The organism is Pedobacter chinensis (assembly GCF_003339865.1).
In the GTDB taxonomy this organism is placed as follows: Bacteria; Bacteroidota; Bacteroidia; order Sphingobacteriales; family Sphingobacteriaceae; genus Pedobacter; species Pedobacter chinensis.
Map to the genome: position 1 here is coordinate 1,014,356 of NZ_QPKV01000003.1, position 16,606 is coordinate 1,030,961.

Here is a 16,606-nt window from a genome sequence, read left to right on the forward strand (position 1 = left end):
GTGTTCTTTGCGGTTAAACTTAAACTGCGGTTAAACTAAAATTTGCGGTTAAACCAAAATTAAATACCTTTAAAAAGCAAATTTCAACCAACATGAAAAAAAACATCTTCTATATTCTTTCCCTGATAATTATCGGCCTCGCCGGATGTAAATCCAAAACAACAATTAACCAGGATGTGGCAGGAGAAGTGATTATCGATTATTTAAAAGCCAATCCAGAATATAAAACAACCCGTTTTAAGTTTGGAGAAGTAAAATTTAATAGTACAAATGATCTGTTTGAACTTGGAAAATATAAATCTTTAGCAAGTAAAGGACTGGTAACATTAGATTTAAAGGAGGCTAAAAAGAAATTTCTTTCTAAGGATAGCAGCTTTGTATATCAAATTACCTTAACTGATAAAGCCAGTCCGCTGGTTTTAAAACAAGATGGCGATAAGGCAACTGTAAAGGTTGTGGAATATGTTCTTTCTGACGAAAAACCAGTAAATTTCGAACAAGTAAATTCGAGCACAGCAAAGGTAATCGTTTCATTAAAGATGGTTACCACCGATTTTGAACCTTTTGATAAGGAAGCAAATAAAAACAGCAACTTCATTACCAAAACTTATAAACTAAAATTGAGTAAAGACGAGGGCTGGAAGGTGCAGAAATAAGGTTTGAGTTAAGGATGTTGTTTGCAACAACCTTGTAAATTGTCATGCTGAGGCACGAAGCATCTGCAGCCGATGAAACCACGCTTTAGTTCCTTTTTAAAAAGAAATTGTTAAGTGGCGAATTTGGAGAATAAGGTTTTTCCATAAGACAAATATTCTGCAGGTTTAATTGATTTACTCAAACTTCATTCTTTTCTGCGTAAATCAGCAACATCTACGGGAAATACCTGAAGAATCTCAACATCATTTAGATTGATTTTCATGACCACGAAGTAGCTGCGAAGCAAAATAAATTATCCCTTAAGATGACAAAGTCCGCGAATAGACAATCGTAAATGGTGGTAACAAACTTAGATTATTGAATGGTCAGTGCTTTCCAAAAAAATAATTTCCGTTCCGAATTCAGGCAAACGTTTGACTGACTGCTTGCTCATAAAATCTATCTGTTTTGTAGCTTTTAAATGTAAATAAGACACCTTTTTTACACTGGTATGTAGCAAAATACAGCTCTGAATTTCCTACCTTTGCGCCATCTTATTATTCATACAGCATGAGCTTAAACATCCACTACAAAGAAGAGTTTCAAAACCGACATATTGCACCAAATCAGGAAGATACTGAGGAGATGTTGCAAACTGTTGGTGTTAATTCTATTGATGAACTGATTGAACAAACCGTTCCGGCAGCAATTAGGTTAAAACAGCCTTTGAATTTGCCGGCAGCGAAATCAGAAACCGAATATCTTGGTGCCTTAAAACAAACTTCATTGTTGAATAAAGTTTTCAAAAGCTTTATTGGTCAGGGTTATTATGATACGATTACACCGGGCGTAATTTTACGTAACGTTTTCGAAAATCCGGGATGGTATACACAATATACGCCTTATCAGGCAGAAATTGCTCAGGGTCGTTTACAGGCTTTATTGAATTTCCAAACAATGGTTATTGATTTAACCGGGATGGAAATTGCAAATGCATCGTTATTGGATGAAGGTACTGCTGCTGCAGAAGCCATGTTTATGCAATATAGCCTGCGTAAAAATCAAGCAGCTAAAAAATTCTTCGTTTCTGAGTTATTATTCCCACAAACGATAGATATCTTAAAAACCCGTGCTAATCCATACGGTATTGAATTGGTTATTGGAAATCATTTAGATTTTACAGCCACTGAAGATTTCTTCGGTGCAATTGTTCAATATCCTGCTGGTAACGGCGAAGTTTTCGATTACAAAAATTTTGCTGCCGAACTGCACAATCAAAATATTAAACTTACAGTTGTTGCTGATATTTTAAGCTTAACCTTATTAACGCCTCCGGGTGAATGGGGTGCCGATGTTGTGGTGGGTACTACTCAACGTTTCGGTATTCCAATGGGCTTTGGTGGGCCACATGCTGCATTTTTTGCAACTAAAGAAGAATACAAACGTAATATTCCTGGTCGAATTATTGGGGTAACCATTGATAGCCATGGCGATTACGCTTTACGTATGGCTTTGCAAACCCGCGAGCAGCATATCCGTAGAGATAAAGCAACCTCAAACATTTGTACAGCACAAGCTTTACTGGCTATTATGGCTGGTTTTTATGCAGCTTACCATGGGCCGAAAGGATTAAAAGCTATTGCAGAACGTACACATGGTTTGGCAATCAGTTTATCTTCAACATTGAAAAGCTTAGGCTATGAGCAATTGAATTCATCTTATTTCGATACCATTCGTTTCGATTTAGGCGATTTAAAAGGCGGCATCCACGCTTACTGTTTAGACAATGAAATTAATTTAAATTACGTAGGCAGCACCGTTACCATTTCAGTTGATGAAACTACAACTTTTGAAGACATCACTTTAATCGCTAAAATATTTGCAAGAGCAAAAGGAATTGCCGGCGATCAGGTTGAAGTTATCGAACATGTTGAAACGGTTATTCCATCAGCATTACAACGTACCTCTGAATATTTAACGCACCCGATTTTTAACTCGCACCACTCAGAACATGAAATGTTGCGATACATCAAATCATTAGAAGCAAAAGATTTATCACTTTGCCATTCTATGATTGCACTGGGTAGCTGTACCATGAAATTAAATGCAACGGCAGAAATGATTCCGGTTACCTGGTCTCACTTCGGTCGCATTCATCCATTTGCTCCTGCCGATCAGGTATTAGGTTACTATTCGGTTTTCAATGAATTGGATAAGTGGCTAAGTGAAATCACTGGTTTCGCAGCAATGAGTTTACAACCAAATGCCGGTGCTCAGGGCGAGTACGCTGGTTTGATGGTTATCCGTGCTTATCATCACGACAGAGGCGATTTCCACCGTAATGTGGCATTAATTCCTGCATCAGCTCACGGTACAAATCCTGCATCTGCAGCAATGGCCGATATGAAAATTGTTGTTGTTAAATCTTTGGAAAACGGTAATATCGATGTTGAAGATTTAAAAGCAAAAGCAGAATTACATGCAGCTAACTTATCGTGCCTGATGGTTACTTATCCGTCTACTCACGGTGTGTTCGAAGAAAGCATCATTGAAATCTGCGAAACGATTCACGCAAACGGTGGACAGGTTTACATGGATGGCGCAAATATGAATGCACAAGTTGGTTTAACAAGCCCTGCTAATATTGGTGCCGATGTTTGCCACTTAAACTTGCACAAAACCTTCTGTATCCCTCACGGGGGCGGTGGTCCAGGTATGGGGCCAATCGGTGTGGCAAAACATTTGGTTCCTTATCTTCCAGGACATGCAGTGGTTGATATCGATAAAGGAAAATCAATTTCTGCGGTTTCATCTGCACCTTGGGGTTCGGCATCAATCCTGATTATCTCTCACGCATATATTGCGATGATGGGTGCTGAAGGTCTAACCAATGCCACTAAATATGCTATTTTAAATGCAAACTATATGAAAGCTCGTTTAGAACAACACTACCCGGTGCTTTATTCAGGCGCTCAGGGTCGTTGTGCACACGAGATGATTTTAGATTGCCGTTCGTTCAAAGCATTTGGAATTGAGGTTACTGATATAGCGAAACGTTTAATGGATTATGGTTTCCATGCACCAACGGTTTCATTTCCGGTTGCAGGAACTTTAATGGTAGAGCCTACAGAATCTGAACCTAAACATGAATTAGATCGTTTCTGCGATGCTTTAATCGCGATCAAAAAAGAAATTACAGAAGTGGAAAACGGCACTTTAGATAAAGTTGATAATCCATTGAAAAATGCACCTCATACTGTTGCAGTGATTACTGCTAACGAATGGGATCACACTTACAGCCGTCAAACAGCTGCCTTCCCCCTTCCTTATGTGTTGGAGCGTAAGTTCTGGCCATCAGTTGGTCGTGTTAACGATAGCCACGGAGACCGTTCGTTAATTTGCGCTTGTCCGCCAGTGGAGAGTTATCTGGAAGAAATCGTACCTTAATAAGGTTGAAGGCTAAAGGTTTTCCTTTCCATCGTATACTCCATCATAAGAGGAGGCTTTTTCAGCAGGTAAAGTAATCTCATTAGATAAAATGATCTGCAGGTTTTGTGAATTTTTTTCATAAAGCTTGCAGATTTTTTATTTAATCCATCGGATGAATATCTGCACTTTGAATGGTTTTATGCGATGGTTATCCTGAATTTTTATGAATACCTTACCAGAAAGATGCCGACCACGAAGTAGCTACAAGATCTTTAAAAACACTGACTCTACCTTGTAAATCAGTTCAGCATGACGTAGCGGCTAAGCCAAACGCTTAAAAAACCATACATAACAGCTGTCATCCTGAACTTGTTTCATGACAGTTTTATCTTAATTTTCACGCAAAAAAATAAACCATTAAACCACATCGTTATTTTACAGTCAATAGAATGATTTAATTATATCGGTTATTTTTAAAAAACTTAACATAGGTCAATAACAAAGACCCTACCTTAATTATATCTTTGTACCATAATTAAAAAACCAGAAAATGAAATTAAAAATTAGCTCAATTTTTTTATTAGTGGCAGTTGTAGCATTGTCAGCTTTTAAAAACCCTACTAAACCAGTTACTTATACTGTAGATCCATCAAAATCAACCATCACTTGGGTTGGTAAAAAAGTAACAGGATCACACAACGGAACAGTATCGTTAAAATCAGGAACTTTAATTCTTGATGGCAAAAAATTAGTTCAGGGTGGTTTTATCATTGACATGAACTCAATTAAAGATGCTGATGGCAGTGATAAATTAGAAGGTCACTTAAAAGCAGATGATTTCTTTGGGGTTGCTAAATTCCCAGCTGCAAACTTTGTAATTACTAAAGTTAGCGGTTCAGGTGCTAATGTAACCGTAACAGGTGATTTAACAATCAAAGGAATTTCTAAACCATTAAGCTTTCCTGCAACTGTATCTGTAAATGCTGATGGAACTGTTTCTGCTTTAGCAGGTAAAATCACAGTTGATAGAACTAAATATGATATTCGTTACGGTTCAAAATCTTTCTTCGATAGCATTGGTGATAAAGCAATTGATGATAACTTCGAAATCAGTGTGAAATTAGTAGCTAAAAAATAATTATTCCCGTCTCGGAAAATTGAAAAAGGTCTTGATGAGTTTTCATCAGGGCCTTTTTTTATTGGTAGATGGAGTTGAAATATGAAGGCCCGCTTTGCTTTTCGCTTTGACTTTTCTGCTTCATTCTTTCCTACCTTATTTTAAATCCACCCTCAACTAAATCTACAAAGCCAGTTGCGGCACTTTTGCCATGATAAAATAAACATTCCCAATTTTCTTCTGCAGCACGCTTGCCAAATTCTTTACGTAATTCCATTGCTTTGCGGCCATCAAAATCATATTTAGCAATAAAATTTTTAATCAATTCTTCAGGTTCGGGTAGAACATCACCGCCAAAAAACACCTTTTGATTTCCTTCGGTTAAAAGAAAAACCTGATGATTGGGGCAGTGGGCGCCTGTAAATTCATAAGTAATGGATTCATTTAAGCTGCCATCGCCTTCAACAAATTTCAATTGTGCATTGCGTTGCAGGTGTTCAAAAATATCAGTATGGTAAGAAGATGAAGTACTGCTAAAAGCAGTTTCCCATTCTCCGCGATTGATCACATATTCCGCATCTGGAAAACTAAGTTCCACTTTTCCATTATCTTGCTTGTGGATCATTCCCCCAGAGTGATCATAATGCAAGTGCGACATTAAAACTTTAGTCACATCAGTTGGATCAAAGCCAGCATTGCGAATGTTTTTGTGCAAAATCAATTCGCCATGGTCATCGCTGAATCCTAAACCAGTATCAAAAAGGATCAGATCATTTTTCAATTCAACCAAAAATGGCTGAACATTAATAAACAACGATGCTGGCCGATCTTTAAAATGATGGATGGAAGAATCAAAAGGAACAAATTTCTTTGTAGCATCAACAGAATAGGTTCCTTCAAATAAGGTATGAACTTGCAAAATGTAGAGATTTAAATGTTTTACTGCAAAGGTAACAATCTAATCTTGGGAATTTGTTTTGGTAAAAGCTTGGATACTTCCTTTTTTTGTAAAATATCATTCTTAATTTTCTGCCAAATTATAATCATGAAAGTTCATTTGTCCGTTTTCTTGTTTGCCTTATTTTTTTCCTTTGCCTTACAAGCACAGCAACGGCCAAATGTAATTATTGTATTGGCTGATGATATGGGTTATGCTGATATTTCATGCTACGGTAACCCATTAATTAAAACTCCCTTTTTGGATGGAATGGCCGCCAAAGGCATAATGGCAACAAATTTTGTAACCACTTCACCAACTTGTACACCATCAAGAGCATCATTATTAACCGGAAGGTATTGCAGCAGAATGAATTTGCCTCGTCCGATTGGGCCTGGTGATCAAGGTGGTATACCAGAAAATGAACTAACAATTGCCCAAATGCTTAAAGGCTCAGGGTATAGAACAGCATTGGTTGGAAAATGGCATTTAGGCGATCATGGTGTTTCTTTGCCAAATAAAAAAGGTTTTGATGAATTTTTTGGCATGCTTTATAGTCATGATTACAGAACTCCCTACGTTAAAACCGATACTGCAATTAAAATTTTCAGAAATGCTAAACCCGAAATTATCAAACCTCACGATAGTATTTTAACAACCATCTATACAAAAGAATCCATCAGTTTTATTAAGCGAAGTGTAAAAGATAAGAAACCATTTTTTCTTTATCTTGCTCAGAACATGCCACACTTACCAGTTGCTTTTGCTGCTCAGAAAAGTAGAAAGGCAAATTCTGCCGGTGGTGAACTTGGCGATGTTATCGAAGATATGGATGCAGGTTTAGCTAAAATTTGGCAACAAGTTGTTGCTTCCGGACAAGCGGATAACACCATTTTCATATTTACCAGCGACAACGGGCCTTGGATAAATGCACCTTCCAGAATGTATGAAGATGGATTTACAAAGTTTTATCATGTGGGATCTGCAGGGGTTTTTAGAGGCGCAAAGGCAATTTCTTATGAGGGTGGCCACAGGGTTCCTTTCATCGTTTACTGGAAAGGGCATACCCTTACCGATAAACAGTTTACAAAACCCTTTTCAAATTTGGATATTTTTCCAACAATAGCGAACTGGACCGCAACCAAACTTCCGGAAATTGTTTTTGATGGAGAATCTGTTGCCGGTCTGCTGACCAATAAAAATTATAACAAGCCTCACCGCCCAATTTATTATCACAATTATGTTTTAGAGGGCGTAAAGGATGGTGATTGGAAACTTAGGATTACAAGAAATGAGGGCAAAGAATTGAACGAACTGTACAACCTTTCCTGGGATCCGGCAGAAAGAGTTAACCTTTTTGATGATGTTAAATACAAAGATCAACGCCAACATTTAGTGAAGCTTTTTAATGAATACCCAGGAAATCCAAAATAAAATAATCTTTTGTGAATAAAGCATTTGAGGATGATCTGACAATTAATTACTGTTTACCTATCCAATTAAAATGTATATTTACTGTTCGGAGACAGAATAAATGGAAAAAAGATGGGTACAATCATCAGGTTGCAATGATGAAACCATAAAAAAATTAGCAGAAAAACTCAACATAGATCGATCGCTTGCTCAGATATTAGTTCAAAGGAATGTTTGCGATTTCGATCAGGCAAAATACTTTTTCAGGCCAGAATTAGAGCATCTGCACAATCCCTTTTTAATGAAGGATATGGATGTGACAGTTGAGCGAATCGAAGAAGCCTTATCTGCTCAGGAAAAGATTCTGATTTATGGCGATTATGATGTTGATGGAACCACATCAGTCGCACTGGCATATAGTTTCTTTTCCAGGCTTACCGAAAATATTGAATATTACATTCCTGATCGTTACCTGGAAGGGTATGGGATTTCAACCACGGGTATCGATTACGCCAAAGAAAACGGGTTTTCATTGATCATCGCTTTGGATTGCGGGATTAAATCAATTGATAAAATTGACTACGCCAATAGTTTAGGGATTGATTTCATTATTTGCGATCACCATTTACCTGGCGATGAAATACCTAAAGCAATTGCGGTACTGGACCCGAAACGCTTAGATTGCGAATATCCATTCAAAGAATTAGCAGGATGTGGCATCGGTTTTAAACTCGCCCAGGCTTATGCTCAAAAACATAATTTGCCCAAAGAAACCTATTTGCAATATCTCGATTTAGTAATGGTTAGTATTGCTGCAGATATTGTACCCGTGGTTGGCGAAAACAGAATCCTGGCTTATTATGGATTGAAGAAACTCAACACAAATCCGTGCGAAGGTTTGCGGGCTTTAATGGAGGTTTCCGGTAAAACTGAAAATTATACCATTACTGATGTAGTTTTCACTTTAGGCCCACGAATCAATGCCGCAGGCAGAATAGACCATGCTAAACACGCTGTGGCCATGTTGCTTTGTCAGGTAGACAGCAATTCATTAGAGCAAAGCGAGTTAATCAATTTAAAAAACACTGAACGTAAAACCTACGATCAGGATATTACCCGCGAGGCCCTAGCTTTAATTGGAGAAAGCGAAGTTTTGATTAATAGAAAAACCACCGTTGTGTTTAATGAGAACTGGCACAAGGGGGTTATTGGTATTGTTGCTTCACGCTTAACAGAAAAATATTATCGCCCAACTATTGTTTTAACTAAATCAAACGGGCATGTTGCGGGTTCATGTCGATCGGTTATCGGCTTTGATTTATATGAGGCATTAAGTGGATGTGCAGATCTTTTGGATCAATATGGAGGACATAAATTTGCAGCAGGTTTAACCATGCAGGAATATAATGTAAATGCTTTTGCTGATAAATTCGAGGAAATAGTTTCTTCTACGATTACGGAAGAGCTCTTAACACCGATGATAAAAATTGATGCAGAGATTGAACTAGCACAAATAGATGGCAAATTTTATCGTGTTTTGGCGCAAATGGGGCCTTTTGGGCCAGAAAATATGGCGCCAATGTTTGTTACTCACAATGTTTATCTGGCTCAACACGCCATGGCTGTTGGCGCAAATCATTTAAAAATTAATATAAAACAACAAAATTCGCCTATTTTTGAGGGTATTGCATTTGGGTTGGCAGAATTTCAAAATCTTTTACAACCAAAGGTCCCGTTTTCTGTTTGTTATACGATAGAAGAAAATGTGTGGCGGGATAAGAAACGTTTGCAACTCAATATTAAAGGAATAAAAGTTAATTAAATATAAAATAAATCGTCATCCTGAATTCAGTTCAGGATCTTTTAATTAGATGCTGAATCAAGGTCAGCATGACGGATCAAGCAATATGATACTAAGAGCCGAAAATCTGGTTAAAAAATATAAGCAGCGTACAGTGGTAAACGATGTTTCATTCAGCGTAAGCCAGGGTGAAATTGTTGGATTGTTAGGGCCAAATGGCGCTGGTAAAACCACTTCTTTTTACATGATCGTTGGTTTGATCAAGCCGAATGAAGGTCGTATTTTCCTGGAAGAAGAAGATATCACTGAAGATGCCATGTATCGCCGTGCACAAAAAGGGATTGGTTATTTAGCGCAAGAGGCATCGGTATTTAGAAAGCTTACCGTAGAGGATAACATTCTGGCTATTTTGGAAATGAGCGATATGACCAAAGCGCAACAGAAGGATAAGTTAGAAGAATTGATCAACGAATTCAGTTTACACAAGGTTCGTAAAAATCGGGGTGATTTGTTATCAGGAGGTGAACGTCGGCGTACCGAAATTGCCCGTGCATTGGCTGCAAATCCTAATTTCATTTTGCTGGATGAACCTTTCGCGGGTGTCGATCCAATTGCTGTTGAGGAAATTCAAAGTATTGTTGCTAAATTGAAGCATAAAAATATAGGTATCCTGATTACCGATCATAATGTACAGGAAACACTTTCCATCACTGACAGGGCATATTTACTCTTCGAAGGAAAAATTCTTGAACAAGGCGTTCCTGAGGTTTTGGCAGAAAATGAGATGGTAAGAAAGGTTTATTTGGGCGCTAACTTCGTATTGAAGCGTAAGAAATTTGAGGTTTAATAAAAGCAGATGGCATTTGTAAATTCAATTTTTACCTGGTTAATGAAAAAGCGGATCCACCAGATCGAGCTTTTTATGAAATATCCACACGATGTTCAGCAAGAGTGGTTCCATACTTTAATCGATAGTGCAGAAAATACTGAATGGGGAAGATTATACGATTATAAATCGATTCTGACCACTCAGCAATATCAGGAACGCGTTCCTATTCAAAATTACGATACACTCAAACCGTACATTGAAAGGATGCTGAACGGCGAACAGAATATTCTTTGGCCTTCAGATATTAAATGGTTTGCCAAATCATCAGGAACCACAAGTGATAGAAGTAAATTTATCCCTGTTTCTGAAGAATCGTTAGAAGAATGCCATTTCAAAGGCGGTAAAGATATGCTTTCCATTTACTGCAATAATCGCCCGGATAACCAGATGTTTACAGGAAAAGGACTGGTGTTGGGCGGAAGCCATCAGGTAAACCAATTAAATGAAGATTGCTTTTATGGAGATTTATCAGCGGTACTAATTAAAAACCTTCCGATTTGGGCGGAGTTTTATCGTACTCCTGATATGTCTATCGCACTGATGGACAACTATGAAATCAAGATGGATAGAATGGCTGAAGCCACTATTCATGAAAATGTAACCAGTATTTCCGGTGTTCCGACGTGGACAATCGTTCTCGCTAAAAAGGTTTTGGAATTAACGGGTAAAAGCAACTTGTTAGAAGTTTGGCCTAATTTGGAAGTTTACATCCATGGCGCTGTAAATTTCGCCCCATACCGGGAACAATTTAAACAACTCATCCCATCAAATGATATGTATTATCTGGAAACTTATAATGCATCGGAAGGATTTTTTGGAATTCAGGACCAGGATGGTTCTGATGAAATGTTGTTAATGCTTGATTATGGAATTTTCTATGAGTTTATACCTATGGAAAACATTTGCGATGAAAACCCGAAAGCATTGTTATTGGGCGAAGTCGAATTAAATAAAAATTATGCAATTGTAATCTCAACTAACGGTGGCTTATGGCGATATATGATTGGTGATACCATTCAGTTTACATCACTCTCCCCATACCGGATTAAAATTACCGGCCGTACCAAACACTTCATAAACGCTTTCGGTGAGGAAGTGATTATTGATAATGCAGAACAGGCATTAACTAAGGCTTGCTGCGAAACAGGTGCTGAGATTAAAGATTACACTGCCGGACCAATTTATTTTGAAGGTGAAAAAGCAGGTGGACATGAGTGGATCATTGAATTTGACAAACAACCTGATGATTTTGAGAAGTTTATCGATATAATGGATCAAACCCTGAGAGCTGTAAATTCTGATTATGATGCCAAAAGATTTAAAGATATGGCCTTATCCAGGCCGAAAGTACATAACGCACCGATAAATACGTTTTATAATTGGTTAAAGGCAAAGGATAAGTTAGGCGGACAACATAAGGTTCCCCGATTAGCTAACGAACGAAAATATATAGATGATATTTTGGAAATGATAAACACTTCGGCAGCATAATTCTATTGGAGTGGTAATTGCTTAGGATTTGGGTATGAGGTTGAATAGAAAGAAAATATTGGATTTTTTTAAAAAATCTGAAAGTAGGGCAACATTGATCTTGAATGATAAATCTAAAGCGAGCAACACTATAAAAGATGCTTTAGGAAAGGCTATAACAAATAAAGGCGAGCTGGAAGGAGTATGGGGTAAAATGGTTTTATTATTCGGCGTTGCAAAAGATTATGTAAACGGCGATTACACCGAAATTCCTAAAAGATCGATCGTTGCAATTTTAGGTGGCTTAATTTATTTCCTGTCTCCTTTGGATGTTGTCCCGGATTTTGTCCCGATTTTAGGTTTTATTGATGATATTTTCATTTTAAACCTGGTTTACAAACAGGTTATTAAAGATTTGGAAAAATATAAAGCCTGGAAAGATGCCCAGATTAAATTTATTGATAATGTAGATGGCTCAGCAACAACCTAGCTTTTTAGAATGGCTAAGTCATCATTTGTTCGCTTGTCCATTCAAAACTTATTTTGGCTTTGATTGTCCGGGATGTGGTTTACAACGATCAATAGTCGCCTTGTTAAAAGGGGATGTTATAGATTCCATAAAACTTTATCCCGCTACCATTCCGCTGGTTTTAATAATGGTTTTCACTTTGATTCACTTAAAATTTGATTTGAAATTTGGAGCCTTTGCAATAAAAGTAGCATTTTTAGGTATTGCAGTAATTATCTTAATCAATTACATTTACAAAATATACAACCATCAACTTATCGCTTAAGTATGTCAGAAGAACAAGAAAATCCTCAGGAAAATAATCCTATCGATTTAAATAAAAGTGAAAATCCTGTTGAAATACCATCAACATCAGGCCCGGTAACACCACCACCTTTTCAGCAACCACCACCATTTGGCCAGTTTCAAGGTGGAATGGGACAGCAAAATCTACCGAATTCAACCATATCTTTAGTGCTTGGTATATTGGCACTTCCGGCATGTTGCTTTTACGGTATATTCGGATTGATTTTTGGTATCATTGCCTGGGTTCTTGGGGGTGGCGATGTTAAAAAGTATCAATCAAACCCTGGTTTGTACACCGAATCATCATACAAAAATGCCAAAGCGGGTAAAATTTGTGGTATGATCGCTACGATTTTAAGTTTACTGTTTATCGGATTTGTTATTTTGATCGTTGTTGGTGCAATAACCCATCCGGATGCTTATGATCAGTTCTTTAAAGGATTTCGTTAGAGATAGTTTAATTTTACCTTAAAAATATAAATCGGATGGTGCATGCCATCCGATTTTCTTATTTTTGTACCGTTAAATTGTAAATAAAAAACTCACGATAATGTATCCAGAATATTTAGTAGAACCAATGCGTAAGGAATTAACTAACGTTGGTTTTCAAGAATTAAAAAATGCAGAAGAAGTTGACCAGGCCATTAAAGGCGAAGGCACTGTGTTGGTTGTGGTAAACTCGGTATGTGGTTGTGCGGCAGCAAATGCTCGTCCGGCAGCAAGAGCAGCGGCAGCTCATGAAAAACATCCTGATAAATTGGTTACCGTTTTTGCAGGAATGGAAAAAGAAGCTGTTGATCAGGCCAGAAATTATATGATGCCTTTTCCTCCATCTTCTCCGGCAATGGCTTTATTTAAAGATGGTAAATTGGTTCACATGATTGAACGCCATCAAATTGAAGGCAGACCAGCACAAATGATTGCCGATAATTTAATTGGCGCTTTTGAGCAATATTGTTAATTCATTTTTGTCATGCTGAGGGACGAAGCATCTATGAAGGAAGTATCTAATCTCAGATTCTTCGTTCCTCAGAATGACAATAGCATTAAAAATCTTTATTGAGCAGTTTCTCCAGCTCTCCAAAAGAAACATTCATTCTTACCCTACCTTGCTTGGCATAAGATATTTCTCCGGTTTCTTCTGAGATAATAACCGCTACAGCATCAGTGGTTTCCGAAACCCCGATTCCCGCTCTGTGCCTTAAGCCAAACTGCGACGGCAACTGATCATTATCCGTTAATGGTAAAATACAACTTGCACTTTTGATCTTGTTTTCTGAAATAACCACTGCACCATCGTGTAGCGGACTATTTTTTTGAAAAATACTTTCTAACAACCGTTTAGATATTTTAGCATCAACCACTTCACAACTGTTTGCAAAAAACTGTTCATCATAAAATTTAACAAACACAATTAATGCTCCTGTCCGGGTTTTTTTCATCGTTTTACAAGCATCAATGATCGGTTTAATACGTGTTAAATTATTTCTTTCTATTTCTTTCCTGCCAAACAAATACCCCCACCAGGCTTTATTTTTTTGAAGAAATGCATTTTTTCCAATCAGTAAAAGGAAGCGTCTGATCTCCGGATGAAAAATCACAATTAAAGCAATAATACCAACACTCATGAATTTCTCTATGATAGTGGTTAATAACTCCATTTGCAAGCCTTTTACGATCCAGTAAAAAACGGTAATAATGAACATGCCAACAAGCAGGTTCACTGCTAAAGTATTGCGAATTAGGGTATAAACATAGTAAATCAGCAACGCAACCAATACGATATCAACTACATCGGTTGGCGATACTTTAAGAAAATCAAAATCAAATCCTTTCATCAGCGACAAGATAGTAAATGTTTGTTTAAAGGTTAATAGCTATATGGATTTTGGTTGAATGAAGAAGGTGGTTAACTGTTTGAATTGGTTAATTGTTTAAGGTGGTATGGTTAATCGTTTAACTGTTTGAATCGGTTAATTGTTGAGATAATATGGCTAACTTTTAGGTTGCAGAAGAATTAATTCTTTAGTATCGCTTTACGTAATGCATTTAACTTATTTGTTAATTCATCAAGCTTTAATCTGAATGATATATATTCTTCTTCGTTAATGTATTCGAGATCGCAAGCTCCAATAATATGATTAATGGTTTCGATTGCACTTGAATAAGACATCGTTATAAAATGAGCTTTGTCTTTAGGTGTAATTCTAGCTGAGCCTTCTGCCAAACAATCTCCAATACTGCTCGATGATCTTTTGATCTGACTGGTCAAACCAAAAATTTCATCCTTTGGAAATTTTTTAACTAACAAATAAATATCTTTTCTCAATGTTCTGGCCTTTTGCCAGGTTTCCAGTTTTTCGAATGAATATATATGCATATTAATTAATTAAGATTAATCATGAATGCAATCTAACAATAGGTTGAATCTGTTAATTTTTGTAATCATCAAACTTAGCAATTTAAAAGGTCATTCTATCAACAGTTAACCAGTTAACAGTTGCTAATAATCAGTTAAACAGTTAACCAATTACCAATTACCAATTAACAATTGCCAGTTAATCAGTTAACCAATTCAAACAATTAACCAACTAACCAACTAACCACTAACCATCTCCATTAGCCTAACACATTCCACGGCTTCTTTTACATCGTGAACACGTAAAATTCCAGCGCCTTTTTGCAGTGCAATGGTGTTTAACACAGAAGTTCCGTTCAATGCTTCAGCGGCGGTAGTGCCTAAAACCTTATGAATCATTCCTTTTCTTGAAAAACCAACCAGAACAGGAAGTTCAAATATTTTAAAAGCTTCCATTTCTTTTAATAATTGATAATTGTGCTGAATGGTTTTCCCAAATCCAAATCCCGGATCAATGATTACATCATGAATCTTTAATGATCTGAGTTTTGAAATCTTTTTGGCCAAATAGTCAATAATTTCTAATGTCACATTTTGGTAGACTGGATTTTGCTGCATGCTCTGTGGGGTTCCCTGCATGTGCATAATGATGTAAGGTACCTGAAGTTTAGCAACCGTTTCAAACATGTTCTCATCCATATCACCGGCAGCAATATCATTGATGATATGTGCGCCGGCCAAAATACTTTCTTCGGCAACTTTCGCCCTGAAAGTGTCAATGGAAATAATGGCTTCAGGAAATTTATCGGTTAGGGCTTCAATTACCGGAATTAATCTTTTCAGCTCTTCTTCGACCGAAATATCCATTGCGCCCGGCCTCGAAGAATATCCACCAATATCTATAAAAGTAGCGCCCTCATTCAAAAACTGTTCGGTTTTTTTTAAGGCTTCCCCGGTTGATTTTGTTCTGCTATTGCTGTAAAAAGAATCTGGAGTAATATTCAAAATGCCCATTACCCTTGGTGAACTTAAATCAATTAATCTGCCTTTTATATTTAAGCTTTTTTTAGGTTCAAAAAAGTTTTTTTCTGCCATAATAAACCCTTTCGGGATTTGGGTTTCGCTTTAAAAATGTATCTTTAGCTTTTGTTCTTTCGCAACAAAAATACATTAAAACTAAATAATTTTACCGAATTGGCACAAACAAATACCGCTATAGAATTTGATGAAGTGATCGCTGTTTGCAGATCATTATTTTTGAAAAAAACAAAAGATTATGGAACCGCATGGCGCATTTTAAGGCCAAGTTCTATTACCGACCAAATTTTTATTAAAGCACAGCGTATCCGTACGCTTGAAGAAAAAAAAGTAAGTTTGGTAGGCGAGAATATCACTTCAGAATATATAGGAATCGTTAACTATTGTGTAATCGCGATGATGCAGCTGGAACTTACCGAAAACGACCCAAACGAAATGCCTTTTGAGCAAGTAGAAGTTTTATTCGAGGAAAAAGTAAAAGAAACCAAAGATTTAATGTTTGCCAAAAACCATGATTATGGCGAGGCCTGGAGAGATATGCGCATTAGTTCTTTAACTGATCTTATCCTGATGAAAATTTTCAGGGTTAAACAAATAGAAGATAACGAGGGGCAAACATTAGCCTCTGAAGGGGTAAAGGCAAACTATCAGGATATGCTCAATTATTCGGTTTTTGCATTGATTAAATTAGGAGTAAAATAAT

16 protein-coding genes are annotated in these 16,606 nt (G+C 37.0%); 12 read left to right on the forward strand and 4 right to left on the reverse strand.

The features are described 5' to 3' along the window. The first annotated feature begins 92 nt into the window (after positions 1 to 92). The 3 genes from DU508_RS09650 (at position 93) to DU508_RS09660 (ending at position 5,203) form a co-directional block, all read left to right on the forward strand. Positions 93 to 656 carry a hypothetical protein gene (locus tag DU508_RS09650; protein ID WP_115402579.1) on the forward strand — a complete coding sequence of 188 codons (564 nt, stop codon included), beginning with the start codon at positions 93 to 95 and terminating at the stop codon, positions 654 to 656. A 550-nt stretch (positions 657 to 1,206) separates the two neighbouring features. Beyond that, the gene (gene gcvP / locus DU508_RS09655) at positions 1,207 to 4,083 is read left to right on the forward strand and encodes an aminomethyl-transferring glycine dehydrogenase (protein ID WP_115402580.1); all 2,877 of its coding nucleotides are present in this window, start codon (positions 1,207 to 1,209) and stop codon (positions 4,081 to 4,083) included. A 532-nt stretch (positions 4,084 to 4,615) separates the two neighbouring features. Continuing rightward, entirely contained in the window at positions 4,616 to 5,203 is a 588-nt protein-coding gene (locus DU508_RS09660; protein ID WP_115402581.1) for a YceI family protein, read from the forward strand. 130 nt (positions 5,204 to 5,333) lie between these two features. Here the strand turns inward: DU508_RS09660 and DU508_RS09665 are convergent, their stop codons facing one another. Next, a complete protein-coding gene (locus DU508_RS09665) occupies positions 5,334 to 6,101 on the reverse strand; it encodes an MBL fold metallo-hydrolase (RefSeq protein WP_199562680.1) in 768 nt (255 codons plus the stop codon). Between the two features lie 126 nt (positions 6,102 to 6,227). Here DU508_RS09665 and DU508_RS09670 point away from each other — a divergent pair, with 126 nt between their 5' ends. The 8 genes from DU508_RS09670 (at position 6,228) to DU508_RS09705 (ending at position 13,467) form a co-directional block, all read left to right on the forward strand. Further along, on the forward strand, positions 6,228 to 7,553 hold the full coding sequence (locus DU508_RS09670; protein WP_115402583.1) for a sulfatase-like hydrolase/transferase: 1,326 nt from the start codon (positions 6,228 to 6,230) through the stop codon (positions 7,551 to 7,553). A gap of 100 nt (positions 7,554 to 7,653) precedes the next feature. Continuing rightward, a complete protein-coding gene (recJ, locus tag DU508_RS09675; RefSeq protein ID WP_115402584.1) occupies positions 7,654 to 9,354 on the forward strand; it encodes a single-stranded-DNA-specific exonuclease RecJ in 1,701 nt (566 codons plus the stop codon). Positions 9,355 to 9,439: 85 nt separating this feature from the next. Continuing rightward, positions 9,440 to 10,180 (forward strand): LPS export ABC transporter ATP-binding protein, encoded by a 741-nt coding sequence (gene lptB / locus DU508_RS09680; protein WP_115402753.1) that lies wholly within the window; start codon positions 9,440 to 9,442, stop codon positions 10,178 to 10,180. Between the two features lie 9 nt (positions 10,181 to 10,189). Next, positions 10,190 to 11,713: a GH3 auxin-responsive promoter family protein gene (locus DU508_RS09685; RefSeq protein ID WP_115402585.1), complete on the forward strand. Its 1,524-nt coding sequence runs from the start codon at positions 10,190 to 10,192 to the stop codon at positions 11,711 to 11,713. 34 nt (positions 11,714 to 11,747) lie between these two features. Further along, a complete protein-coding gene (locus tag DU508_RS09690; RefSeq protein ID WP_115402586.1) occupies positions 11,748 to 12,182 on the forward strand; it encodes a YkvA family protein in 435 nt (144 codons plus the stop codon). Further along, entirely contained in the window at positions 12,163 to 12,486 is a 324-nt protein-coding gene (locus DU508_RS09695) for a DUF2752 domain-containing protein (RefSeq protein WP_115402587.1), read from the forward strand. Before DU508_RS09690 ends, DU508_RS09695 begins: the two co-directional genes overlap by 20 nt. Positions 12,487 to 12,488: 2 nt before the next feature. Further along, positions 12,489 to 12,956, forward strand: coding sequence for a CCC motif membrane protein (locus DU508_RS09700; RefSeq protein ID WP_199562681.1), 468 nt, complete (start codon positions 12,489 to 12,491; stop codon positions 12,954 to 12,956). Positions 12,957 to 13,056: 100 nt separating this feature from the next. Next, a complete protein-coding gene (locus DU508_RS09705) occupies positions 13,057 to 13,467 on the forward strand; it encodes a BrxA/BrxB family bacilliredoxin (RefSeq protein ID WP_086549173.1) in 411 nt (136 codons plus the stop codon). Positions 13,468 to 13,552: 85 nt separating this feature from the next. Here DU508_RS09705 and cdaA read toward each other — a convergent pair whose 3' ends face one another. The 3 genes from cdaA to folP form a co-directional block, all read right to left on the reverse strand. Continuing rightward, positions 13,553 to 14,344, reverse strand: a complete 792-nt coding sequence (gene cdaA, locus DU508_RS09710) for a diadenylate cyclase CdaA (RefSeq protein ID WP_115402588.1) — start codon at positions 14,342 to 14,344, stop codon at positions 13,553 to 13,555. Positions 14,345 to 14,523: 179 nt separating this feature from the next. Next, positions 14,524 to 14,886 (reverse strand): four helix bundle protein, encoded by a 363-nt coding sequence (locus DU508_RS09715; RefSeq protein ID WP_115402589.1) that lies wholly within the window; start codon positions 14,884 to 14,886, stop codon positions 14,524 to 14,526. A 219-nt stretch (positions 14,887 to 15,105) separates the two neighbouring features. Then, positions 15,106 to 15,960 (reverse strand): dihydropteroate synthase, encoded by an 855-nt coding sequence (gene folP / locus DU508_RS09720; RefSeq protein WP_115402590.1) that lies wholly within the window; start codon positions 15,958 to 15,960, stop codon positions 15,106 to 15,108. A 99-nt stretch (positions 15,961 to 16,059) separates the two neighbouring features. Between folP and DU508_RS09725 the strand changes: the two genes are divergently transcribed. Continuing rightward, complete coding sequence (locus DU508_RS09725) at positions 16,060 to 16,605, forward strand: DUF1599 domain-containing protein (RefSeq protein ID WP_115402755.1); 546 nt, start codon at positions 16,060 to 16,062, stop codon at positions 16,603 to 16,605. Position 16,606 lies beyond the last annotated feature (1 nt).